The following is a 25598-nucleotide window of genomic DNA, read 5'->3' on the forward strand; positions in this document are numbered from 1 at the left end:
AGTAAGCGGAAAGTGCCTCTGACCAGCAAGAATGAGGATTGTCGAGGTCCTTGTTCCTGCCATCGCCGGAGGCACTTCCCAGGTGAAGCACTCTATCGGGTCCTATCCCCGTGTCCGCGTCCAGGACGACGGCCGCCGGGTCGTCTCCCAGGCCGGGTCGGTCCTGCTCGTCGAAACGGCCCGCAAGACCGGTCTTGACCAGGTCATATCGGCAGCTCTGGCGCCGTGGCGCAAACCGCGGGCCGTCCACGATCCCGGCAAGGTCCTCCTGGATGTCGCCCTGGCGGTCGCACTGGGCGGGGACTGCCTCGCGGATGTCGCCGTGCTGCGGGCCGAACGGGCCGTCTTCGGTCCGGTCGCCTCCGACCCGACCGTCTCCCGCCTGATCGACACCCTCGCTGCCTCCGGCGGGAAAGCTTTGCAGGCGATCCGGTCCGCACGCTCCGAAGTCCGTGACCGTGTCTGGTCGTTGGCCGGTGAGAATGCCCCGGGCGCTGATGGCCAGGTCGTCGTCGATCTTGACGGCGTCCTCGTGATCGCGCACTCCGACAAGGAGGATGCGGCCGCGACCTGGAAGAAGACCTACGGCCACCATCCGCTGACGGCCTTCGTCGACCACGGCCCGGGCGGAACCGGCGAGCCGGTCGCCGCCCTCCTCAGGCCGGGAAACGCGGGTTCCAACACAGCAGCCGACCACATCACCACAGCCCAGCTCGCACTGGCCCAGCTGCCCAAGCGCTACCGGCGAGGCCGGCAGACGCTGATCCGCACGGACTCCGCGGGCGGCACCCACGACTTCGTGTCCTGGCTCACCAGGCGAGGACGATGGCTGTCCTACTCGGTCGGCATGACGGTCACCGAAGCGATCCACGAACACGTGCTGAAAGTCCCCGCCTCGGCCTGGACGGCGGCCGTCGAGACCGATGGTGAGGTCCGTGACGGGGCCTGGGTCGCCGAGCTCACCGGCAAGCTGCTGGACGGCTGGCCCGCGGGCATGCGACTGGTCGTCCGGAAGGAGCGGCCCCACCCCGGCGCCCAGTTGAGGATCACGGACGCGGACGGCATGCGGATCACGTGCTTCGCGACCAACACCGCTGGCCGGCCGGTCGCCGAACTTGAGCTCCGTCACCGGCTACGGGCCCGGGCGGAGGACCGGATCCGGGTCGCCCGGGCCACCGGCCTGCGCAACCTGCCCCTCCACACCACAGCGCAGAACAAGGTCTGGCTCGAGATCGTCCAGATCGCCCTCGACCTGCTGGCCTGGATGCCTATGCTCGCGCTCACTGGCAAAGCCAGGCTCTGGGAGCCCCGCCGCCTGCGGCTCCGCCTGTTCACCGCGGCCGGACAACTCGTCACCACCGGCCGCCAGCGGATCCTCCGCCTGGCCCGGCACTGGCCCTGGACCGGCCACATCACCGCCGCACTCGAACGGCTCGCACTCCTGCCGAACCCCGGCTGAACAGCGGACACCCATCCCTACGACAGCCCTTCACCACCCGGAGCAGTGGAACCCGGCGCCACTCCGAGACGACACTCGGGCCCTCGGCCTGCCCACCCTCAGCTCACGGCACGAAAACGGGCCACCGACTCCGTCGGCGGCCCGTCACGAAACTTCGAGGCTAAGGCCACTGGTTCATGGGGAGACGTCCCTGTCCCTGCAACGTCAGCTCAACCCGATCAGGCATGCCGGAGCTGGCTCAATGTCGGGCCAGCAAGCGCCTCCGGGAAATCTCGACGGCGGCGAGCCAAACCCGCAGAGAGATGAGCACCCTGAACTATGGACAGACTCACCCGACTAAGAGAGGTCCCTGAATGCCATTCGAAGCCCGCGTACTCCTCGTCATGATTGCCTCTCCCGGCGACACAACCGAGGAGCGGGAGATGATTGAATCCGCGATCAGGCGATGGAATAGTGATCATTCTTACGACAAGAGGTCCGTCCTTCTCCCTCTCCGCTGGGAACTCGACAGCAGGGTGCGAATGTCTGCTGGTGGCGCACAATCAGTAATCAACTCAGACCTGGTAGACCGGGCTGACATTATCGTCTCTGTTTTCCGAAGTAGGCTTGGTCAGCCCACACAAGGAGGAGTCTCAGGAACTGCGGATGAGATCCAACAAGGTATTGACCGAGGAATTCCAACTCACGTGTACTTCTCCAGTATGCCGCATGCCGAAAATGTAGATACTGATCAACTGGAAGCCCTGCGTGACTTCAAAATCAGCTTGCAACAACAGGGCCTCCTAGGACAGTACTCCTCTCTCGAAGATCTCAAGATTCAAGTCATTTCTCACCTAAACAGCGATGTGGGGCAACTGGAGTCGACGTGGGTCGATTCGAATTCTGCGGGAGCGGGAACCGTTCCGGTTATCAGAGTAAATAGAGAGATGCTTAAGGCTGGACAGGACAGGCTTACTGTCGTAAATATCGGCACCGCCACGGCTGATGAAGTCAGCTCTAAGATCATTCCCGGCGGGAAAGGTCGGACTCCAGAAGTCATTGGTACCCTTGAGGCGGAACACCTTGATCCCGGTGATTCAATCAGCGCCGTAATGGTAGTCGCTATGGGTGTCGCGCCAACGGCGGTGGTGGTGACCACCTTTAAGTTCCAAGGCAACTCTTACATGAAGAGAACGCACCTAAACCTCTTCTAGGGTAAATTCGATGCATCGCAGTGCACCGTATTGAATTCAGCCCGGCATCGACATCTCGCCGCCATGGACGGTTTGGGCGGCTACTTGTTCAATCCGGGGACCTGGCTTGCGAGACAGGCCGGTTCGAGGAGGACACCTTCGACAGAGACAACACGGCGCCAAGTACTGCTCCTCGAAGTGCTATCACGAAGCCAAGACTGCTGCACGTGTTGTGTCTCGCTGCTGCCAGCAGTGCGGCGACACGTTCAAGAAGAAGCTGTCCCAGGTCATCCGAGGCAAAGGCCTGTACTGCTCCACTGAGTGCGCCCGTCTGGGGTCGCGAATGGATCGAGCCGAACGTCCATGCGGATACTGTGGAGCCCCTTTGATCGTGGTTCCCGATCAGGTGGCTCACAGGGACAACGGGCGTGGCCAGTATTGCTCCATGACCTGCAAGGGTGCCGCCAGGACGCTTGAGGGCACGATGGTGACCCGGTGCCGGCGGTGTGGTGCTGACGTTCGAGCGCATCGGTCGAAGATCGACGACGGCCGGAAGTTCTATTGCTCGGACGGGTGCAAGGCCGCTGACAAGCTTCGCGAAGAACGGCCCTGCGAGTACTGCGGGACCGTAATGGTTCTCATCCATACCAAGACGATCGAGGGACGCCGATTCTGCAACCGAGAGTGCTACAAACTCTACCAAGCCCAAGATCCAGCTATTTTGGAACGGCTGGCTGTCATTCGAGCCAGACAGATGGAGCAAAAGGAACCCACGCGTTGCGAGCGGGTTCTCTATGAACTGATGGACCGTGCTGCCGGGGCTGAAGGCATGGGAGTCCCAGTACCGTCTCTTCTACTGGACCGTTGACGCGGCAATCCCCGGCCGGCGGCTCGTCGTCCAAGCGGATGGCGACTACTGGCACGGGCTCACCGCGGCCAAGACAGGCGAGGTTCCTCACCCGACCGTCGCCCTGACGATCAGCAAAGACCGGGCTCAGGACAAGTATCTGGAGAAGGCAGGGTGGCGGATCTTGCGCCTGTGGGAATCGGAACTGATCAAGAATCCGGACTGGTGCCTGCGCAGGATCATGGCAGCAATGGAGGAACCGAGCGGAGAATCAGGAATGACTTCAGCGTAGCGATCTTTGACTGGGTGCCGTAGAGATGGAACGGACGTTGCTGAGGTACTGATCGCGTTCGGCGGTGACGCGGTCGAGCTCGACGGAGAGCTCGTTGATGATGTGCGCGTAGAAGTCCGTGAGCTCCTGCCGTTCGGCCGCCGCTGCTCGGAATCTTCGGCTGGCTCATGAACCACCGCCGCCTGGCCCGCGACTACGAAACCCACCCGCACCGCTCCGAAGCCACGATCCGCATCGCGATGATCGACCTCATGAGCCGTCGGCTCACCGGCGAATCCACCTCGGACTGGCGCGACACCTGACCGCCCGCCGGCAGTCACACCTCGAAGGGCCAGACGGTGACGTGGTCCCATGCCGCACGAACTTCAACCCACGATCCGTCGGCATCTTCCGGCAGGGGCGGGTCGGTAAGATCAAACAGGATCTGCGTGCCACCCACGTCCAGGACAGCCCCTCGGTCCTCAAAGAGGCTCAGCTGCCCACGAAAAACGATACGGCCGCCGTCTTCCCGCAACTCAGAGACAATAGCGGCACTTGGCCACGCGTTCACCATCCAGGCGATGTCCTCATCGACGGTCCACTCAACGTGGTGCTCTCGCCCGGCTGCCTCAGGGATTCCCTGCCATAGCACCACCACGATGCCCACCGCCGAGTGGCACCCGGACGGCTACGGGCCCCGGCGGGGCGGGCTGAACTGCCTCTACTTTGACCAACACCCCGCCATCATCCTCGACTGACTCACCAAACACCTTCGCCGGGACAAATCGCCCTTGAAGGCCTCACTAAGACCTGTCCCGTAACTGCTGGTCAGGGGTGAGATGATCTTGCTGTGTCTGGTGTGATCACGGCGTCGCAGCCCTCCTGGATAGGCCCGTTCAGCGGGTTGAGCCCGCGTAAGTTCGGCAAGCTGATCACTGCGCTCCGGCGGGAAGGTGTGGATCCGGTGCGTAAGGGCCGGCCGTGGAGCCTGCTGCTGGAGGACCGCGTCCTGTTGGTCGCCGCCTACTGGAGGACGAACCTGACCCTGCGGCAGCTGGCGCCGCTCTTTGGGGTGTCGAAGTCCGCGGCCGATCGCATCATCGACCATCTCGGGCCGTCGCTCGCGCTCCAGCAACGCAAGCGGTTCCGCAAGGACACCGTGCTGATCGTGGACGGCACCCTGGTCCCCACCCGCGACCACAGCATCGCCGAGCAGTCCAAGAACTACCGATACTCCACCAACCACCAGGTCGTCATCGACGCGGACACCCGGCTGGTCGTCGCGGTCGGCCGCCCGTTGCCCGGCAACCGCAACGACTGCAAGGCGTGGGAGCTGTCCGGTGCGAAGGCCGCCGTCGGCAGGACCACGGTCATCGCGGACGGCGGCTACCGGGGCACCGGCCTGGTCATTCCGCACCGCCGCGAACCCGGCCAGAGTGAACTGGAGCCATGGAAAGAGGAGCACAACGCCTCGCACCGCAAGGTCCGCGCCCGCGTCGAGCACGCCTTCGCCCGGATGAAGACCTGGAAGATCCTCCGCGATTGCCGCCTCAAAGGTGACGGCGTCCACCACGCGATGCTCGGCATCGCCCGCCTGCACAACCTCACCCTCGCGGGGTGACGAAGAAACAAGCAGGTCAGCGAGCACGCCGTAGATCATTTACGGGACAACGCTTAGGCCGCGAGCGGATCAGCTGCACACTGACGCTTCCACTCTCGCTGACGAGGCGTGACCGAGAACACTTTTTATTACTGGCAAGTTCAAACTTCTACCCTGTGGAGATTGTGCAAAAGTTCAAGTCGGCCCCGAGCTACCAGGGTTGGTTGGTCGCCAGCGCCGCCGGCGCCTATGAGGGGTACCAGACTTCGAACGACGGGGGGCCAGTCGGTGAACCAGAAGCAGGGCCAGACCCACGCTGGGATGTATCTGAGCCAGCTGGGCATCAAGAACTTCCGATCCTGCTACGACCTGAAAGTTGACTTCCAGCCGGGCATCACGCTCCTCGTGGGAGAGAACAACTCCGGAAAGTCCAACGTCATCGAATCTCTGCGCCTGGCGACTGCACCGCTGAACCGCCGCAGCACGCGTTGGTTCGATGAGACCGACCTCTCCCGCGGCCGCGCGTCAGAGGAGGCCAAATTCACGGCCACATATGACGGGCTGACAGACACCCAGCGGGCTCACTACATCACTGCACTCGATGTAGAAACGCAGCAGGCGAGTTACACCACCACCTACAAGCAGGATCCAGTCCGCCAGCAGATGCGGGCCAGCGTAACCGCTGGACCCGTGGGAGGTCCTGATGCCGAGCCGCCCAAGCGGGAGCAGATCGCCCACGTCTACCTGGCTCCGCTGCGTGATGCGCAGCGGGAGCTTGACTCCTCAGACGGAAACAGACTGCTTCGCATCATCAAGTACCTGACCACCGAGGACGTCCAGGAAGCATTCCGCACGACGGCCAACACCTCCCTCAAGCAGCTCACGAACGACCCGGTCCTGACGACTACGACCGACGCGATTCAAACCCATCTGTACAAGCTGACCGACTCAGTTCGAGGACAGAGCGTCCAGATCACCTTTGCCGACTACGAGCTGCACCGGCTGGCACGCAGTCTGCGTGTGAAGATGGCCGAGTCGGGGGTCGAACCCGCCGACCTCGCCGAATCCGGCTTGGGCTACGCCAACCTCCTGTTCATCGCCACCGTCATCCTCGAACTGCGCAAGGCGCAGTCGGCGGAGCTGACGCTGTTCCTCGTCGAGGAACCAGAGGCCCACCTGCACCCGCAGCTGCAGGCCGTACTCCTGGATTACCTGCGTGAACAGGCCGAGGTCTCACCGCGAGATGACCTGAAGGGACCGGCCGGACGGATCCAGGTCATCGCCAGCACGCACTCGCCCAACCTTGCCAGCAGTGTCGGTATCGAGAACGTTGTCGCCCTGCGCACCCACACCGAACACGAAACCGCCAAAGACGACGAGGGCCAAGACGTCGAGGTTCTGCGCCGTAAAACCCAAGCCCTCCCCCTGGCCAAGCTGCCCTTGGCCGACGACGAGCGCCGGAAGATCAATCAGTACCTGGATGCCACGCGCGCCAGCCTCCTCTTCGCCCGCCGAGTCGTTCTCGTTGAGGGCATCGCGGAGGCCGTCCTGTTGCCGGTGATCGCCCGGCACTGCTTGTTCAAGGGGCACGACCAAGCCCAGAAGCGCCGGACCTTCCGTGGGGTCACCATCATCAACGTAGGAAGCGTTGACTTCGCTCCCTACATCACCCTTCTGCTCTCAGAGGTCAACGGCTGCCGACTGCTCGACCAGCTGACGGTGGTCACAGACCGCGACCCGGATCCGGAACTCCCCAAAAAGAAGAAGAAAGACGAGCAGCGACCTTCAGGAATTTCCGCACAAGAACTTCAAGACACCGGAAGCAGTGATGACGAGGCCGAGGACCCCTCCGCCGACGTCACGAAGGTCAGCAACCGGAAGGAGCGCTTGGTCGAGCACGCCGACTCCATCAACGCAGCTGATCACCTGTTCGTGGCGGAGGCGCCGCACACCCTTGAGGCGGACCTGCTCACCCCTGAGACGAACGAGCCGATCCTCCAGGCCGCCTACCTCAAACAGCACCCTCAGTCACAGCACCACTGGAACGACATCCTCGCGCACCCCAAGGGCCGAGCATTCGGCCTCTATCAGAAGCTGGCCAAGCACAAAAAGTTCATCAGCAAGGGGGAATTCGCCCACGATGTGGCCTTGGCCATTGAGGAGGGCGCAGTCTTCCAAGCACCCCGGTACCTGACCGAAGCTGTACGCAGTGCCCTGGCCGACCAGCGGGACGGCACTCAGTGAATGACCTGCGCCTGACCGAAAACCAGCAAGCCTTGGTTGATGCAGAAGAAAGCATGTTCGCGGCCGCCTGTCCGGGCGCCGGCAAGACCCGTGCCATGGTCGCCCGATTCCTCAAACGAACGGCCGAGGAAGAACGCCGGGGGGTCGCCCTGCTGTCCTTCACCAACGCAGCGGTGGACGAAGTGCGCCGAAGATGCGGAGAGCACACCCGAGTGCTTGAGGTGCCCCATTTCGTCGGCACCTTCGATACTTTTATCCACCGCTTCATCGTGACCCCGATGTACACCACGGCATACCGGAAGAAGCCCAACTACGTTCAGCGCTGGCGGGACGTACCCAGTGCGAACTTTCGTCTCAGTCGCATGGGACAAGCAAAGGACCTGCAGCTCGACTGGTTCGACTTCGCCCCAGACGGGCGTGCACGCCTCATCGAGAGCCGCATCCCACGCGACTTCGGTAACGACGCCGTCCGCGCGGATCTCCTCGAAAGAAAGCGCGCCGCAGAGGAGTACGCCTCCCACATCTTCGGCCGTCTCATTGATGCTGGCACCATCAGTTGCGTGGCGGCCCGTTGCTTGGCTGAGTACTGGCTACAGGACGCGCAGGGAGAGCAGATTCTCGCCCCGCTGCTGCGGTCCCGCTTCGCCGAGGTGATCGTCGATGAAGCACAGGACTGCGGGCGCGAGGAACTGCGCATCTTGCAGTTCCTGAAGCAGCAGGGCACTCGCATCATCATGGTGGGCGACACAGACCAATCGATCTACGAGTTCCGCAGCGCTACCCCCGACCGCGTGCGGATGTTCGCTGACAACCTGCCCGGCCGACCCATCGAGCTCAAGGACAACTGGCGCAGCACACCTGCCATCTGTGCGTTCAACAGATCGCTCAGATGCGGACAGCTACCTGAGACGGCCCGCGGCGACAACTCGCTAAACCTCACCCCAGTGCACTTGATCGAGTACAGGTCACCCGACCAGATCGTGCCCGCTGCCCTCGACATCGCCGAGCACAACAAGCTCACCGCCGATGACCTCATCCTGCTGTCTCACGCCGAGAAGCACGGCATGAAAGCCGCAGGCGTGCACGGCGTCGACAGTGGCAAGCAGAACCGCATTGCGCGCATTGCTTCCGCAGGGCACGTACTCAGATCCCGGACGACCGACCCCCGGGCCCGCCGCAAGGCAGTCGACCACGTGCAGCACTCGGTGCTCGCTGCCCTCACGATCGACGAGAAGCCGGGAATGGAACACCTCGGATTCGACGCCCTGTGCGAACGGGTGGGTGTCGATCCGCGTTGGCTGGAAACCTTCGCCGTGCGCATGGCGATCAGCCTCGACACACACGGCAAGACCAGAGACGTCTTTGCAGCGGAGGTTCGAGCCTTTCTGCGAACGGCGGAGTGGGGGAACGCCAAGGCCCCCAGTTCCGGTAGTTTGGGCAGACTCTTCAGGGCCCCTAACGAATCAGTGTGGGACGGCGTTGTCTCCACTAGCACCGGGCCCGCCATAGCCTTCTCCACCGTGCACGGTGTCAAAGGCAAGGAGTACCCAGGAGTGGTGCTTGTCCTCCCGGAGCGCCTGCGTGTTGATGACGTGACGACGCGGACGGTTGTCGACGACTGGGAAGGTGGCCACCACACTGAAGCCCGGCGAGTTCTCTACGTCGCAGCGTCTCGAGCACAGCAGCTCCTGATCTGCGCAATCCACAAGAAATACATCAGCCGGATTGAGGCCGTGCTCGACAACACCGGCGTTCCCTACACGAGGGTGTAGCCCAACCGAACACCAGCCTCGGAACGTCGCAACGAGTGGCGAGTACCCGGATGGGAGGTCCTTGCAGGCGGTGACATATCCCTGGCTGGTTGGAGCACGAACTCCCGGATGAGCCAGCCTCGACCATCCGTCCCTGCGCTGGTTCTTGCTCCGACGAGCACGCAAACTCGTCATGGTGTCATCACGCGGCAGAGGCCGCTCCAATGTCATCCGCATTCAAGCGCGCAGCCGGGCCAAATGCATCAACTTCTCAGGCTGGCTGACACCTCGGCGACGGGCTTGTCAGGCGTCTAGAATCCGGTCGTCGGGAGTGGGGCGGGGCGAGCGGCCGGGGGCGCAGTGAGTAGGGGCAGTTCTCCGGCTGGAACGGGCGGCGCTGGAACCTTCTACGAGTGCCACGTCGCCGCCTTGGACTTGGCTGCGATGCTGTGCCATGCGCCTGTAGAAGGGCTCCAGGGGGCGCCGTCGGAGATTCGGCTGCAGCAAGGCGACATCGGCTACCCACTCGACGACGTCATCGTCGTGGACCGGTCAGGACCGGTCGCGTTCGTGGTGGAGAAACAGGTCAAGCGCACTCTTGAGATCGTGCCGAGCCATGGTCCGTGGCGCAAGACGATCAGTCAGTGCCTGCAGAGTCTTCACACATATGGGGCAGAGATCGACGCGCGCCAACGGTGGCTCGGGGTGGTTGCCACAGGCAACTTAGATGGCCTTTCGGAACTGGCGAAACTGGCGCACGCCGCGGACCGGCCCACTCTTGCCGACTTCAAGCTGGAACTTTCTGTCCAGGGGCGGCGGGGCAGACCATTTCACCAGACGTGGGACAACCTGACGACCACCGTGTCTCAGGTGATGACCACCCCGGACGGCAATGGCCCGGCATGGGCGGTTGTTGAGGAGACCGCCTTCCGCATCGCGCGACGCTTGGTCGTCCAGGTCGAGCCGGAAAAGGGCGGCGCGACGTACCGGTCGATGCTAGGCCTGATGAATGCCACCATCGTCGATACCCAGCGCGGCCCAGATGCTGCTGACGTCTTCCAGAAGCTGGCAGACATCGCCAAGGAGTACGGCCCGCAGGGCGGCGTGATCGACGTACCGATGCTGCGTGATCTCCTGCACGAGCGGAAGGCAGTTCTTCGCGGGGACCCTCCGGCGCTGCCCGAGCTCGAAGCTATCGGGCAGTGGACCGAGCGGTTCCTGACAGCCGGACGTGTGAGCCATCGACTCGGCGGACGACTGCACTTGGAGCGGGAACAGCAGACTCAGGTACTGCGTGAGGCGGTACGCGCGCATGAGCGGGTGCTGCTGACCGGGCCGGCGGGTGTCGGAAAGAGTGCTCTGGCCCGGGCCTGCGCTGACACCTTGCGTACCTCGGGTGGCACGGTCTTCGCGCTGTCTCTAACCGAAGGCGCATGGCACACGGTGGCCGACATCGGGAACGAGGTCGGGGCACGGCTGGAGTGGACACTGGCCGCGGCCCCGGGCGGGGAGCGGCTGCTGCTGGTGGACGGTGCCGAACAGGTTCTCACTGATAATGGTGCCCTGCTGTGGTCCCTGCTGGAGGTGCTCCCTCGCACAGTGGGCAGCCGGTGGCGGGTCTTGGCCGTAGCCCGAGAGCAGGCGGCCGACGCGGTGAGCAGGCATCTGACCGCGTGGGGCGGCCAGGTAGAAACGGTGTCGGCCGGCTACCTCACGGATGAGGAGGAGCGGAAGGTTGTAGCAGCCTTTCCCGGGCTGGCGCCCCTGGCGCTCTCACCCCGTGCTGCCCGACTGTTGCGCACCCTCTATACGGTGGATCTGCTGGTACGGCTGTTGACGGCAAAAACCGACCTGGGTCAGCTGATCGGCGAGGAGGATGTCGTCGACTTCGTCTACGACCATCTGGTGCGCCGAGGGGAGAGCCAGCGTTTGGCGCTGGGGCACCCTGAGGCCCGCAGTGACCTCTACCTGGAGCTGGCGGAGGCGGTGATGGGCGGTGCGCCATTGGCGAGGCTGCAGTCGGGCGCCGAGGAGGCCAAGCACGGGCTGGTGAGCGATGGCGTTGCCGTGCGTGTGCGCTCGAGCTTCAGTTTCGCGCACGACGTGATGCAGGACTACGCCATCGCATTCCTGCTGTGCGAGCCATCAGCACCAGACGTGACCGCAGCGCCCCATCCTCGGCGCCTGCTGCGCAGTATCCGGATCGCGGCGCAGGTGCGCCTGATGCGCGCCGCGCGGGAATCCCCCAGCCAGACTGTGGCTGCGTGGGGGTGGATCACCGATACCGTGCGGAGTCTGTCCGAGTGCGACGGCGACTCCCGATGGCGGGATTTGCCCTTTGAGGCTCTGTTCGAGCTTGCCCGGCCGGACGCGGTGTTGACGGCACTGACGGGTGTGCTGCTGGCCGATGGAGGCCGCGCCCTCGTGGAGACAGCCTCGCTCAGGCTGCGTACTGCCGTACCGGCTCTGCCACTGCTCAGGTTCCTGACGCAGCACGCTGCCATGCTGGATGAGGTGGCGGCTGCCGGCGCGCTGCGTCTGCTGAGCCGGTGGCTCCCGTCGCACAAGTACCTGGACGAGGAACTGGCGGCCACTGTGCCCTCTGCGGTGGTCTCATGGTTCAGAGAGGGCATCGGTGATGGCGAGCCTGCCGCGATTGCTCTCGCGGGCACAGCCCAGCACCTGAACGACAGCAGTCTGCAGGTATTCGAGCACATCTGCGAGACCGAGCCTCTAGCCGTGCGGCCGGTCTTGGAGAATCCGCTCCGCTCAGATCACATGGCCCGCCATGCTCCGCAGCTGTTGATGCTCGCGGCCCACCGCTTATACCTAGGCCCCCCCGCAGGCCGTAGGCCAGCGTTGTTCCGGGAAGGCGTGTGGGATACGGGGTGGCCGTCGGTCTACCGACCATCGGTGATCGATCAGTTGCCGATGCCTTCGCCGCCTCCGTGGGTACCCCCTACTGCCCCGGATCCGTCGTTTCTCGGACCGTTTGGGGCCCTACTTGAGCATGCGCCAGACTTGGGTGTGGCCCTTGCCGGGCAGATTCTGGATGCCGCCACCGAGGCGGTCACACGGATCGAAACGCGACGTGGGCGCCGGGTGTTCACGCTGAACTGGCCCCTCGACTCCGACGAAAGGGCATTTACGGGTACCGCGCGCTCGTGGCAATGGCCGTGGGCAGGGTCCATCGGTCCGGGGCCGGCACTGGCGGCAGCTTCCAGCCTGCGCCGGTGGGCTCACGACCAAGCGGCCGCTGGCACCGACCTGAACGAACTGGCGAAACGCATACTGGGCAGCGGGCGCAGTATCTCTCTGGCGGCCATCACCATCGGCGTGCTGGCACTGAACGTCCGCCGCATTGGCGGCGAGCTCAATTCGGTACTTGGTCAACTCGACCTGTGGGAACTTCCAGCTTCAGATGCTGTGCAACTGGCCTACGCTGTCCCGCGGATCGTGCTGCGGGCCCCCGCCGGGCAGCAGGAGGTTTTCCGGGATGCGGCTGGCCGCTTGATGGCCGAGCACGAGCGGCGCTGCCGGGCTAACCAGGAAGACACGACGCAGGTCGATGGTCTCGTAACCGCGGCGCTGCTGCTGGACAGCGGCAACTATCGCCTTGTGGACCGTCCCGATGGCTCAGGCCGGGACCTGGTGAACGAAGCACTCGACCGTCGGCGCCACGAAGGACAGCTCGCAGGTGTGCTTGAAGAATTCCTCGACCGTTTCGCGCTACTGAACGACGCCGCGATGGCCTGCGCATGGGACGCCACATTTGATGATGTGCTTCCGGAAACAACCGCCGCTACGGTGTTGTTCGAGCGCTGGGCGGCTCTTGTGACGGCCCAGCAGTGTCTGCCCGGCGGTCCGCCGGAGGAGATGAGCGTGATCGCCCCTATGGTTGCCGTGGTCGTAGTCCGGGCTGCGGGTCGGCACGCGGAGATGGTGGACCCGGCGGCGGTGCGGTGGGCAACCGGTGAGTTGCTCGCCGCCGCTGCGAGTACAACGTGCGCAATCAGTGCTGACTGGGAGACAGAGAACAGGGCCGTCGACCCGCGGGCCCCGGACCGCCCGGCAGCGATGGGCCTGCTGTTCCTCCTGGCCACTCCCGCTCTTCTTGTTCAAGGGCAGACGACTGAGGCGACGGTACGCAATGGCGTGCTCCGTCTCGCTGGCAGCGCGTACATCGAGGTGCGATCGCAGCTGTGTGAGGCGATCACCCGGCTATGGGATACGAAGGTCTGCACCGGCCCTGAGGACACGTTGCACACGGCGGCCGTCGAGGCGTTGACCGAGATGGTGGCCACCTGCGGTCTAAGCGTCGAGGCGGACGTCGATGTCCCTCGACGTCCGTTCCGTCTCCCGGACCCCGTCAGCGAGGTTGCCGAGGGGACACCTTGCGTGGATCTCCGACTTGCCGCATCTGCTGTCCCTGTCGCTCACCTGGCCGCCACTTCCAAGTGCGCACACGGCGCGGCTGCGCGACGGCTAGCCGACGCGCTGACGCGACACGACCTGCTCGCATGGACCCGCCAGCCGGTGGCCATGGTTCCCCATTGCAAGGAGTGGCGCCACGCCCACAGCGCAGTGACCGCAGAGCTGGCTCTGGACGGAGACCGAGAACGGCTCGATACCTACCTCACCACTTTCAATGAGGATCCACGAGCACTCGAGGGGCTCTTGCAAGCGCTGGCGGACCATGCCACCACCGAAACACGCGTCCACGAGCTCGTCGCTCTGTGGCCCGGCATACTGGACCGATTCGCCTCCCGGGCTGCCGGGCAACTGGGGCAGGCACTCCTGCCCCGGCCGGCATGTGGAGCGTCTTGGACGCCGACACAGGCGCGCGGGCTCCTGCGAGCCTGGACTTCCCGGCATATGGCACGACCGCAGTTTGCCGACCACCTCATGGAGGTGCTCGACTCCCACGAGCTGTTCACCGACCAAGAGGTGTGCCTCGTGCTCGACGTTCTTGGTGAAGGAACAAAAGACGTGGATGCTTTGTCACGCAGTGCTGTGCCGTTCCTCGCACGGGTCCTGTTTGACGACGCTCATCGAACGAGACCCAGTGCTGAGCGTGCCCGCCGCCTTCTCGACAGGCTCGCTGCTTGCGGCCATGGAGAGGCACTGCGCCTGCAGCACCGCCTTGAAGAATCGTCCGGGCCGAAGTGAACTAGAGCCGATACGCCGCTGGCGATCACGTTCGGTCACCAATGGGCAAGTACCGAGGCTGACTACCAAGGAGAGCTAGCCAACAAGCCGCACGCCAAGATCACATCAAGGAGGTCCTCCGAGCGGCAGAAGCCGACGAGGAACCCCTTGGTCCCGACTGGGACCCAATTCGACGCCTCGCTGAGAGGTTCGTGGATCTGGCAGAGCCTGACCTCGAATGACCTTCCGAGGCGGTGAGCGGGCACGGGTGGCTGGGACTGGGGGACGCAGGCCACAGTCACTCCATCTCCGACAAGGCGAGCGCTAATCTGGGAAATCACAGGACGGAACGGTGGTAGGTCACCGAGGATGTCTCGCTGTGATGCAGACCCTCTCGAGTCCTACTCTGGCCGTCCTCGTCAAGATCGCGATCACGCGAACGGCGAAGGAGATCCACACCAGCTTGCTCGCCGCCAATCTGGACCGGTTCGTCACCGAGGCATCCTCCAAGGAGAGGCTCGTCCAGATGGTCTTGATGGACGCCCGGCGGGCGGCGCAGAAGGGCGACAAGGACGCCCATCGCGGCCTGCTCGCGTTCGCGAAGGAGCAGACGAGCGGCTTCCGGCACCCCGACGAGCTGGGCCCCGAGACTTGGCTGTTCCAACTCAAAGACGCCCTTCTTGCAGATGGCTACGACCTCCAGTGGGACGACCCGACCATCCGGCGAGAGAGCGGCCTCGACAGTTGGATCGAGATCGAGAGGGGGCCCGTCGTCTATCACATCCGTCCGACTGAAGCGCCAGGCGCTGAGATGGCTAAAGAGATCAGCGCCTTGGAGGCGCAGCTCGACGCCGCAGGTTTCCAGGTCGCTCTAAATCACTACAAGCAGGCTTTCGACAACCTCAACCACCACAACTATGAGGCCAGCAACGGCGCCCTACGTCCGATGCTCGAAGACGTGACCTTTCGAGTCGCGCAGAAGTACGGCTACACCGGCGCCTCGGGCGGCAACGCCATCAATTTCATGGTCGACCAGAAGAAGGTTGTCCCCGAAAAATGGGGCCGACTCATGCAGGGCGCCTGGGACATCTCGCACCCCGATGGCCCTCACCCTGGTCGATCCAACGCGGACGAGGCGCGCTTCAGGATGGTGATCATCACCAGCATCGTACGAAGGCTGCTTCAGCACGCTGGACTTTAATTCGACTGTCGACCTGTTGAAGCAGCCCCAGCCGACTGCGTCGTCGGGGGCTGCGGCGTGGTGCAAAGCTCTGGCCAGTGTCGCGCTTTGCCTGGAAACGGTTCCAAGCTGTGTCCACAAACTATGCGGGCACGATTGACGCCGCAGCTGCCGACGTTGAGATCGCGACCTCACGGACCTGTCCGCCACGCGTTCCCGCATCTCGGATTCCACCCTGACACGTCGACGGTCGCTAAAGACGATGTCTCATCGAGCACCCAGCCCAGTCGCACCGGGTCGGTCATGGTGAGTTGGGCTTCCTCGGTGGCTTCGCGGTGGAGGGTTGCCTCGGGCGTCGTGTCGGTCTTCTCCACGGCGCCGCCGGGCAGCATGGGCAGGGTGCCCTGGGGGCCGGGGTCGGCAACGAGGACGACTCTGCCGTCGGGAACGAAGCACCAGGCTGCCCAGACTTGCTGTAGCCACTCGGGCACAGGGCCACGGTTGAGAGGGCTGTCCCACACGGGCCGGTAGCGGACGTCGACGTCATGGCGGTCCAGCGCCGGGACGTCGAGGATGTGCCAGCCGGCGGCGAGGTGGGCGGTTGCGGTGTTCCCGAGCAGGGCACGGTAGGCGGCGAGCATGATTTGCCCGCCCACGGGGCGCAGCCGCTGCACCGCGTCCCGCGTTTCGCCGTTACACCAGTTGATCATGTCCTCTCCGCTGTGGTGAGGGCCTTGGGCGGTGGGGTGGGACGGGGCATCTGGGCATCACGGCCAGGCCAGCGAAAGACCATTCGTGCGGACGGCTTGTCGAACACGTCGCCGCGAGGCAGTTCGCCGTCGGGGGTTCCGGCGGGGTGGACGGTCATCGGCGGGTAGCCGCTTTCGCGCACCTCCTGGTCCCAGGTGTGCACGCAGTCGACGAAGCGCCGTGCGAGCGTGTCGGCGGCCGGCCCGTAGGCGTGGATGAAGAACTCGGTGAGCCGGCCGTCCGGATGCGAGGCGTCCTTGACCTTGCGGTGGGTCAGGTAGGCAAGGGAGCCGTCAGCCATCAACGCGGCCGCATCCTGCTGCGCCACCAGCGTGGAGCCCTCCGGTGCGGTCAGGCGGCAGAATCTCGGCAGCGTTGTCGCGGCGTAGACCTGCAGGGTTTCGAAATTGAAGGCACCTTGAACGACGAGGCCGGTGGTGAGTTCGTGCCGGGGTCCGAGCAGGGCTTCCTCGAGGCCGGCGGTGTCGCCGGGCCCGGGCCCTCCGTCTTCCCAGCGGATGACGACCTTGCCGTCGGCCAGCTGTACGGATGGGATGGTGCGGGCGGCGGCGCCGCGGTCCTGCACGAAACCGCAGTACGTCCAGTGCTCCGCTACCAGGGTGTCGCGGCACCGGACCAGGGTGAGGGAGCGTGTGTAGCCGCCGATTGCGAGGGGCACTACTAGCCGGGCGCCCTCGGCGAGTTGTTCTCGCCAGGCCGGCGCGATATCCGCCGCGTTGTGCGTGATCATCACCCCGGCGAACCCGCCGGGTGGGACGTGGCCGGGCGCACCCAATCCACCGTCGCCCAGGACGGCAGTGACCTGCCCGCTGCCCGCTTCCGCACACAGCCGGCGGGTGCGGTGCACCACGTATGGATCTACATCGACAGTCACCACACGTCCACGAGGCCCGAGGACGTGAGCCAGGAGCTCTGCGTTGTACCCGCCCGCTCCGACTTCCAGTACGGTCATGCCTGGCTTCAGCCGGAGCTGTTCGATCATGTCGGCCTGCAGCCAGGCTGCCGAGACGGAGCTGACCGCCGTGCCAGGGCCCTCTCGGAGCGTGACCACGGCAAGGTCGTCGTCGTAGGCCGTTTCCAACGGAGCCTCCGGGATGAACCGGTGCCGGGGCACTTGACGCAGTGCGGTCTGAACTCGCGTGGAGGGAGCCCAGCCCTTGTCGATCAGGATGTCCGCCATCCGCGCGCGCAGCCGGACCGCCTCGGCGGGTTCACCGGGCATGGGCGGAACGGTGTCGGAGCAGGCGTAGGAGTGGATCGGGGGCAGCCCCGGTAGCACTCCAGGCCACACAGCGTCCAGGGCCTGCGCGGAAGGCATGAAGATCGTTCCCAGAGTGGCCAGGGTATGCAGGGGGTGCCATTCCCAGCGGGAGAACTTGTCGGGTTCCCGCAGGTCGAGCTCGCTTTCCCATTTGGTGACGCGCACGACCGGGGTGATACGGCGTACGTCCAGCCGGTCATCGTGCAAAACCGTGATGACGTGGGCGTCTTCCTCGCGGGCCGCCAGCCCCGTCTCCTCCGCGAGCTCCCGCACAGCTGCAGCCTGGGCGGACTCCGCTGTCTCCACACGTCCGCCCGGAAGCTCCCACATGCCCCGGGCGGAGCGGCCCAGGAGTACACGCCCGGAAGTGTCAGTGACCACCGCGGCAGCACCAACCACTGCCTGCGGTTCGGGTCGGCCCTTCTCTGCAGCGGTGAACGATCCACCGGGCTTTCGCAGCATCAGCACGGCCATGCCCGCCGCGTCGAAGCGACGGGCCTCCTCAAAGCCCTCCATAAGAAGGGCGAGCTCATCTTCATCCAGGGCGATGTGCCGCCGTTCCTCAGGAGTGTGCTCGACGACGGGGGTGATGACGACGAGCGTGCCGCCTTCACGAAGCCGCCCTCCCAGACCGCGCAGGACACGCGAGCGATCTCGGACGAAGGCGACCGCCATGCGCAAGGTCACCAGGTCGTAACCCTCCTCGTTCAGGTTCGTCAGATCGTCTTTATCGACGTCCAGACACAGCCAGCGCACCCCCTCCGACTCAGCCTGCTCTACGCGGGCCCGCTCGAGCGCGCCCTCAGCGAAGTCCACTGCGTCGACCGTGTACCCGAGCGAGGCGAGGTACGCGGCCAGCTCACCGGTGCCACAGCCGATGTCAAGGGCGCGGCCGCCCTCGGGCGCCAACGCGTGCTCGACCAGCAGATCTCTTTCCTCGTCCTCGAGCCGGCGGAAACCTCGCCCGTCGTTGTAGTGCGCGGACCAGTCAGTCCGGGTGTATCCCACAAAATGCTCCTTGCGTGAAAGGCGGGGGCGATGCCCGCAGTCCGACGAGGCGCATCCGGTGTCTACGAGTCCTTCCTGAAGGGGAGTGCTACACCTGGCGCGCTCGACGCTGGGTCTAACGACGGGACGGGTAGTTCGAACGTGCTCGATTCCAGCCGGACTGGAAGCCTTGGGAGAGCGCGACCTCGGTCACGGAGCCCTTGCTCTGGGGGCACCGGTCGAGCACTCGACTTGGCCGAAACGAACTAGACAGGTCAGAGCCCAAGGCTGGGCCGGCCGCGTGTGAGGTTGTCGGTTGCCACGCCGGAGGAAGCCTTCTCACGACGGCACTGGGCGGACGTCGCAACGAACCGGGCCAGGGCCCTCGCCCACACGTCTACCGTTCCGCTGTCGACGCTCTGCCCGCCGCGCACCCGAGGTTGGCTCGCTCCCCGATCGCCGCACTGGTGTAACAGGCTGCCCCCGCTGCTGGATGCGCGCTGCGGCCGCAGTCGGCGGTTCACCTCCGCCCGAGCGGAGGTGAACCGATCAGGGCCGGGATCAATGAACCTGCGTGGAAGTGCTCTCCGTGCGAGCGGAGGTGAACCGAGCTGCACCCGCAGGAGCGGGAACAGCGGGCGGCAGCAGTGGTACGGGTGCGCATCAGCAGCTCTCCTCGAACTTCACTGCGGTGAACTCGACAGGCTGCCCGTTCATCGCAGTCCCGGGCGAGGGCGACTGGGTGCACACCTGCCAGTTGCTCTCAAGCAGAACCATGCGCCCTTCCGCGGCATCGGTCGTCGTGATCGACGTACCCGGGTCCAGGGCGCCACGGGCCGCCTTGACTGACTTCCCGACGAGGTTCGGCATGGACGCTCCCGCCTTCTCGGGGGCCTTGGCGTCGCTCGAGGGGCAGACCTCCTCAAGCTTGACTGTGCCGAAGTCCAGCTCGGTATCGGTCGGTACCGTCTTGCCTGCCTTGACGCTCTGGGAGCAGACCTTCCAGTTCCGGTCCAGGGCCTGAAGCCTGTCTCGGCCAGCACTGTCGTGGGACGTGAGCAGGTAGAAACCTTCCGCCTGCGCCTTGTCCTGTGCGGACTGCAGTCCCATGCCAACGAAGTTGAGAACGGCCTTCGACTCGACGGGCTCGGCCTTCTCTTCCTTCTCGGACGGCGTCGCGGAAGGGCTGGGAGTGCTCGGCTCGGTGGTCGCCGGCGTGGCAGGCTTCGGGTCGGTGGTCGTCGCTGGGTCGCAGCCAAGGAGAGTGACTGCGGCAAGGCAGGCGAGAGCGGCAGCCAGAGTGCGGGTATTCAAGATGTCCCCCAAGAGCGTTTCGTGAGGGCATGACCGTAGCTGGGCGCTATGCCGTGGGGGAGCGGGATGTTCCGGTGGTGACGGATTTGTGACCATGCCGTGGGGAGTTAGAGGGAAGGGTTCTCAAGCTCCCGCGCCAGAACCCAAGACTCGTCACTGCGCCTACAGGTCACCCGCACGCGAATCGGCAGGCCGACGTACCGGTTCTGCCATCTCGTCGCCACGGGGCCCTCCATCCAATGCCCGGGCTGCTTGCGCTCAACAGCGAACGGACGCCCCCTTCCCACAGCCAGAGGCATCTTCCCAGTCCGGCGCCCATTCTCATCCGCTCCGTCGATACCGGGAACGAATCGGAAGGGCCTCCACACGTGAGCATCGGAATCCTCCTGGGTGAACTCTGGTGTGGGGTTGAGAACCCGGTGATCCATGTCGTCGTTCACCATCTCCAGCTCCACTGAGGTCAGGTCCCCAAGACTGTCGGGGCCGGCCAGATGAACAGTGATGCTGCCGTTGTTACCGAACCGCCCCGTGAGCGACAGCCGTATCTCGGGGGTGAGGTCCTCATGCCTACGGTCACGTTCAAGGCTTGCCAGAGTTTCCGCTGTCGCCGCTGACCGCCGGGCCGCCCACCAGGCCCCGCCAGCGGCGATAGCGCTGAGTGCGGCAGCTGCCGCACTGATCGTGTCGGTCCACTCGATGCTCATGCGCCGGGACTTTAGCGGCGAACACCGACAGTGGCCCCGGAAGGCGACTGTGCCCCGCTCTCATCCGAGGGCGGGGCACAGCGCTGTTCAACTCAGCCTCGGGAGCGAAAAGCCTGGCCCAGTTCCCGGAGAGCCGCTCCTGTCGCTAGCGTGGCCTTGATCTGGGCTGCAGCCGTCAGCCTTGTTGCGGCCATGTCCACGAACCGCGAGTAGTGCAACTGGTTCGCGATGGTGATCGCGCAGGTCGGACCGTTGCGGTGCTTGTCGATGATGAGGTCGACCTCACCGGCCCGGGAGGACTGCGGCTCATAGGCATCGTCTCGGTAGAGCAGGGCCACGATGTCCGCGTCCTGCTCCAGGGAGCCGGACTCCCTCAGGTCGGACTTGTTGGGGCGCTTGTCAGCGCGCATCTCAGGGCCGCGGTTGAGCTGGGCCAGGGCGACGATGGGCACTTGGAGCTCCTTCGCGAGCAGCTTAATGCTGCGGCTGATGTCGGAGACCTCCCTCTCCCGGGACTCCACACGCCCCCCGACGGTAACGAGCTGCAGGTAGTCGATGACCACCAGGCCGAGGTCGGGCACGCGGGACTTCAGGCGCCGCACCTTGGCCTGGATGGCGCCGAGCGTCGTGGCGGACTCGTTGATGTAGAGGGGGGCTTCGGTGATGCGTGGCAGGACGCAGGCCATGCGCGTCCAGTCGTCATCGGTGGTCTGGCCGGAGCGCAGGTGGTGCAGCGCGACCTTGGCCTCGGCGGACAACAGCCGCATGTTGAGCTCGTCGATGCCCATCTCCAGGGAGATGAACGCCGCCGGGACGTTCTGCTTGATGGCGCAGGCGCGGGCCATGTCCATCGCGAACGTCGTCTTGCCCATGCCTGGGCGTCCGGCGACGACGATCATCTGACCGGGCTGGAGTCCGCTGGTGAGCGAGTCGAGGTCGGCGAACCCGGTGGCCAATCCGGTGAGGCCCTCCCGGTTCTTCGCGTCATCGATCCGGTCCAGGGTGCCCTCCATTGTCGCCCTCGGCAGGATGAAATCGTCGTCCTTCCCCGTGCCTTCGACGACGGCGGCGATCTCGGCGGCTGCGGAGGCCACCAGGTCGTCGACCTCGCCCTGCCCGGCGTATCCGGACTGGGTGATGCGGATGCCCGCCTCGGCCAGGCGCCGCAGGACAGCCTTCTCCTTGACGATCTCGGCGTGATACGAGCCGTTCGCCGGGGTGTCCATGGACTGGACCAGGGTGTGCAGGTATGTGGCCCCGCCGATCCGGGAGAGGTCGCCGCGCTTGTTGAGTTCCGCGGCGAGCGTGATCGGGTCGCAGGGTTCGCCCTTGGCCCGCAGATCCAGGATTGTGCGGTGGATGAGTCCGTGGTTGGGCCGGTAGTAGTCCTCAGGTTCCAGGACGTTCTGGCAGTCGATTGCGGCCTGGTCCGACGACATCATGCTGGCCAGGACCGACTGTTCGGCTTCGACGGCCTGAGGCGGAAGACGCTCGAAATCCGACTCCTGTGCGTCCGGGGGACCGTCGTCGGTGGCGGCGTACGGGTGCGGTACTACAGTCATGAGTGATCTCCAGTGAGGTCAGGCGGCGCCTGGGCCGGCCAAGGTTTTCCGGGCGCCGCTTTTGCGTGAGGTCAGACGGCGGGCTGACGCATCGAGGCGAGCATCTCCGCGAGACTGCACCCGGACAGCTCCTCCTGAGCCTGGGGCTCGCCGGAGGAAGCAGGCAGAGCGCCCGCAGGCTCCCGCTGAGCAGGCGGCCTGAGAGCGGCAGTGGCTGACGCCTCGTCGTGCTTGCACATCACTGCGGCGTCCCCCACCTCGAACTGGCCATAGTCGTCGCAGGTCGCACACGACGCGATCGCCTTCTGCCGGGCGTCCTGCCCGCGGCGCTGCTCACCCACGCTGCTGCTGCGTACCGGCAGTCTGCCGATCCGGTGCGTCTCCAGAATCAGCTCGTAGTTGTTGACGCCATTGGGATTCGACATCAACTGAGCCAACAGCCTGCTGTCAAACTCCCAGCCCCGCTCGGCCGTCTTCGAGGCCAGCAGCGGCGCCAGGCGGACCGCGCTCTCCGGACCCAGCGCCCACGGGCCGCTCAACGTCAAGAGGAACGCCCGGGCCTCCTCAACCCGCTCCGGCGATACGCCCTCGGGCAAGACCGGCGCGGCACCGCCGCCAGGCTTGCCCTCTTCCAGCACAAGCTGCTGGCCGGGAACCCGGCCACCGGTTGATCGCTCCCGCTCCAGGACCTTGCGGACTGCGAGGTAACGGGGCAGGTCCTCGATCCGCTCACGCAGGACCGCAACGACACTCCGCCGCGCCTGGAAGCGCCTGGTCAGCTGCTGGGCCAGGTCTGACCCCAGCTCCCAGCCTTGCACCTGGACTACCTCAGCCAGCAGCGGCGCGAGCTCGGCAGTCGTCTTCCTGCCGCATGCCCACCGACCAGGAAGCTCCGCGAGGAACTCTGCAGCTGCCGTGAGCGCTGCTGCGTCTGTTGCCTGAGCGGCAGCAGTGACGGCGGTTGTGGAGGAGGACATACGGGAGGAGGAATCCTCCTCCTCCCTATAGGGGGGAGTGGGGGGGACGCAGTCACCACTTCCCGGAACCGGGGATGCGGTCTGACCTGCAGGAACGGCACTCGAACCACTTCCCGGAACACCAGATCCCGGAACGCCAGATCCCGGGTGTCGGGAAGTGGTCTGACCTGCGGCAACGTAATTGGAGTCCACCACTTCCCCAGTCCCGGGAAGTGGTGCGGCGGAAGCGTCAACGTGGTCCGGATTGTCGGTGACGAACTCGAAGACCTGATACACGACCGCTCCCTTGCGTCCCCCGCCGTCGGGATGCGGGAGCCGATCACGACGGATGAAGCCGGCCGCGATGATCCGGTTGAAGGATTCGTAGACGGTGTTCTTCCCGATGAGCTCACGGTGGTCCTTCGCCGACCGGATCCCGAGAGATTGCAGGCGCTTCCAGATGCCCGGAACCGTGATCTTCTCGTTCGCCGCGATGGCGAACAGGACGTGTGTCAGAACCACGTAGTCGAGGCTGTGCACCAGCTGGCCGCCGAAGGCCATCTCGCGGTAGAGGGTCACAGAGCGCGGACCGGCGCCGCGCACGAGGAGGCCGTCCTCATCGAGCGCACGGGCATTCGTGGGAAGACTTGGCACGGTCACGCCTGCCCCCCCATCGGGTTGCGCACGTCGCTTAAGGCCGACTGCCGCATGCGGCAACGGTTGATCTTGGGCAGGGGAGTCTGCGTCGGTACGCAGTGCACGGCACACCTCCTAATGGATGTTGTGCCGTGAACACTCCTCACCACCGCTTCCCCGATGGCTTGCCCAGAGCACAGACGGGCCAAGCTGGCGGCTTGCCCATCTTTGGGAATGCTGGGCAAGCCTTTCGAGGGCAGGCCCCGGACGGTGCATCGAGGGTGCTCGGAGATGTGCGAGCGCGGGATTGTCTCTACAGCGCTGTAGTGCAGGTTTGACACGGTTGGTCCCTAATTGAGGGAGCCGTGAGGTCAGCTGATCAAGGTGACGCGGACCACCAGCGCGGGCCCGTGCTGGGCATCACGCGATCACGCGTCTATCCTGATGGGTAGGTGACCATACGGGCTTCATGTCCGAGGCACCCAGTGCGGTCACCGCGCTGACCACGACTCCGTTTGCTTGCCGGCGGGGAGTCGGGCATTGATGGTCGTCCCTGTTCGCGCAGGGGCGGCCATCGTCATTTATGGGGGTGGTGCATTACACGCCATGAGGAATCCCTTTGCTGTGGGGCTTGGTAGGGCTGAGGCGGCACGTCACGCGTCGAAGCCGTACTCGAGGACATAGGCCAATGAGTCGAGCGTCATTTGGTTCACCTCGACCGCCCGGCCGTCATGCGTGTAAGCGGTTCGGCTGATCTTGACTACTGGGGTGGCCCCGGAGAGGTTCAAGCCTTCAGCCTCCTCGCTGGATGGGGCACGTACCCGTACCTCTTCGCGGAAGTGCGCAGGGGCAGACCCCAGTTCGGCCAGGCGCGCATAGATGCCGCCTGGCCCGGTGTCCTCCCAGGTGATAGGGGAGCCAGCTACCAGATCGTGGGGCAGGTAGGACGTCGACAAGAGGACTGGGCGGCCATCCACCAAGTGCCTGCGCGACCGGGCAAAGGCGTTGCCGCCATCGAGGCCCAGGACGCGAGCGACTGCCTTCGGCGGGGTCACCGCACCAAGCACGTCGACTTCCGCCGTGAGCTCGCGGCTGTCATCTGCAGCGAAGATCGAAGCACCGGATCCCCACTGTTCCCGCGACAACCGGGCGATACTTCGTCGGCGGATGGGCGTGAATGAACGAACGAAGAATCCGGCCCCGCGTCGTGATTCGACCAGGCCTTCGCTTTTCAAGGCGTTGAGCGCCTGGCGTGCCGTCATAACGGCTACATCGTGTTCGGCTGCCAGTGGGTTCTCCCCGGGGAGGCGATCGCCCGGCCGGTAGCGACCTGCGTCGATTGCGGCACGCAGGTCGTCGGCAATCTGTCGGTACTTCGGCTGCCGTCTTTTTTCGCCAGTCATCCCCTCTCCCTACCTCGCTAGCGATCGTACTTCCTGGGGCGCCGGTGATCACGTTGGGGCGCCGCGACACGAGCATACATCGCTAGCGAAGTGTTGACATCGCTAGCGATGGCGTGTTTTCTAATGAGCGTCGCTAGCGAGGCAATCCTCCGGAGAGCCGCGTAAGCACACCGCATTGGTCGTCCGCCTCTACGGGTGGCCGGGGTCGATGGCACCAACAAATCCCCCGGGTCTTCTCGACTGACTGCGTGCATGTTTGCAGCGCCGATGCGCTGTCCGTCCGTCAGGACGCCGGGCCTCCGCGCGGCCTGACGGGCGGAGAGAGCACCGCG

The 25598-nt window shown here is 65.0% G+C and carries 16 protein-coding genes and 1 pseudogene; 9 read left to right on the forward strand and 8 right to left on the reverse strand.

What is annotated here, in order from left to right:
* Positions 1–82 precede the first annotated feature (82 nt).
* The 4 genes and pseudogenes from OG379_RS41195 to OG379_RS41210 form a co-directional block, all read left to right on the forward strand.
* Positions 83–1459: an IS1380 family transposase gene (locus OG379_RS41195; protein ID WP_331735703.1), complete on the forward strand. Its 1377-nt coding sequence runs from the start codon at positions 83–85 to the stop codon at positions 1457–1459.
* Positions 1460–2145: 686 nt separating this feature from the next.
* The gene (locus OG379_RS41200) at positions 2146–2652 is read left to right on the forward strand and encodes a hypothetical protein (RefSeq protein WP_405669044.1); all 507 of its coding nucleotides are present in this window, start codon (positions 2146–2148) and stop codon (positions 2650–2652) included.
* 788 nt (positions 2653–3440) lie between these two features.
* Entirely contained in the window at positions 3441–3770 is a 330-nt protein-coding gene (locus OG379_RS41205; RefSeq protein ID WP_331735563.1) for a DUF559 domain-containing protein, read from the forward strand.
* A gap of 158 nt (positions 3771–3928) precedes the next feature.
* A pseudogene (locus tag OG379_RS41210) lies at positions 3929–4072 on the forward strand (IS5/IS1182 family transposase); the annotation flags it as partial.
* A gap of 14 nt (positions 4073–4086) precedes the next feature.
* Here OG379_RS41210 and OG379_RS41215 read toward each other — a convergent pair.
* A complete protein-coding gene (locus OG379_RS41215; protein ID WP_405669046.1) occupies positions 4087–4416 on the reverse strand; it encodes a hypothetical protein in 330 nt (109 codons plus the stop codon).
* A 183-nt stretch (positions 4417–4599) separates the two neighbouring features.
* Between OG379_RS41215 and OG379_RS41220 the strand changes: the two genes are divergently transcribed.
* The 5 genes from OG379_RS41220 (at position 4600) to OG379_RS41240 (ending at position 15693) form a co-directional block, all read left to right on the forward strand.
* Entirely contained in the window at positions 4600–5370 is a 771-nt protein-coding gene (locus OG379_RS41220) for a transposase (RefSeq protein ID WP_331735565.1), read from the forward strand.
* Between the two features lie 267 nt (positions 5371–5637).
* Positions 5638–7593, forward strand: coding sequence for an ATP-dependent nuclease (locus OG379_RS41225; protein ID WP_405669047.1), 1956 nt, complete (start codon positions 5638–5640; stop codon positions 7591–7593).
* Positions 7590–9365, forward strand: coding sequence for an ATP-dependent helicase (locus OG379_RS41230; protein WP_331735569.1), 1776 nt, complete (start codon positions 7590–7592; stop codon positions 9363–9365). Before OG379_RS41225 ends, OG379_RS41230 begins: the two co-directional genes overlap by 4 nt.
* A 408-nt stretch (positions 9366–9773) precedes the next feature.
* On the forward strand, positions 9774–14513 hold the full coding sequence (locus OG379_RS41235; protein ID WP_331735572.1) for an ATP-binding protein: 4740 nt from the start codon (positions 9774–9776) through the stop codon (positions 14511–14513).
* 358 nt (positions 14514–14871) lie between these two features.
* Entirely contained in the window at positions 14872–15693 is an 822-nt protein-coding gene (locus OG379_RS41240; RefSeq protein WP_405669050.1) for a hypothetical protein, read from the forward strand.
* Positions 15694–15863: 170 nt separating this feature from the next.
* On the opposite strand, the gene OG379_RS41245 is transcribed toward OG379_RS41240, so the two are convergent.
* The 7 genes from OG379_RS41245 to OG379_RS41275 form a co-directional block, all read right to left on the reverse strand.
* Complete coding sequence (locus OG379_RS41245; RefSeq protein WP_331735577.1) at positions 15864–16382, reverse strand: NUDIX domain-containing protein; 519 nt, start codon at positions 16380–16382, stop codon at positions 15864–15866.
* Complete coding sequence (fxlM, locus tag OG379_RS41250; RefSeq protein ID WP_331735579.1) at positions 16379–18712, reverse strand: methyltransferase, FxLD system; 2334 nt, start codon at positions 18710–18712, stop codon at positions 16379–16381. Before fxlM ends, OG379_RS41245 begins: the two co-directional genes overlap by 4 nt.
* Before the next feature lie 642 nt (positions 18713–19354).
* A complete protein-coding gene (locus tag OG379_RS41255; protein WP_331735583.1) occupies positions 19355–20017 on the reverse strand; it encodes a hypothetical protein in 663 nt (220 codons plus the stop codon).
* 95 nt (positions 20018–20112) lie between these two features.
* The gene (locus OG379_RS41260; RefSeq protein ID WP_331735586.1) at positions 20113–20709 is read right to left on the reverse strand and encodes a hypothetical protein; all 597 of its coding nucleotides are present in this window, start codon (positions 20707–20709) and stop codon (positions 20113–20115) included.
* A gap of 92 nt (positions 20710–20801) precedes the next feature.
* The gene (gene dnaB, locus OG379_RS41265; protein ID WP_331735589.1) at positions 20802–22271 is read right to left on the reverse strand and encodes a replicative DNA helicase; all 1470 of its coding nucleotides are present in this window, start codon (positions 22269–22271) and stop codon (positions 20802–20804) included.
* 71 nt (positions 22272–22342) lie between these two features.
* Positions 22343–23887, reverse strand: a complete 1545-nt coding sequence (locus tag OG379_RS41270) for a hypothetical protein (protein WP_331735592.1) — start codon at positions 23885–23887, stop codon at positions 22343–22345.
* Between the two features lie 629 nt (positions 23888–24516).
* A complete protein-coding gene (locus OG379_RS41275; protein ID WP_331735595.1) occupies positions 24517–25266 on the reverse strand; it encodes a GntR family transcriptional regulator in 750 nt (249 codons plus the stop codon).
* Positions 25267–25598 lie beyond the last annotated feature (332 nt).

It is taken from the genome of Streptomyces sp. NBC_01166 (assembly GCF_045039765.1).
In the GTDB taxonomy this organism is placed as follows: domain Bacteria; phylum Actinomycetota; class Actinomycetes; order Streptomycetales; family Streptomycetaceae; genus Streptomyces.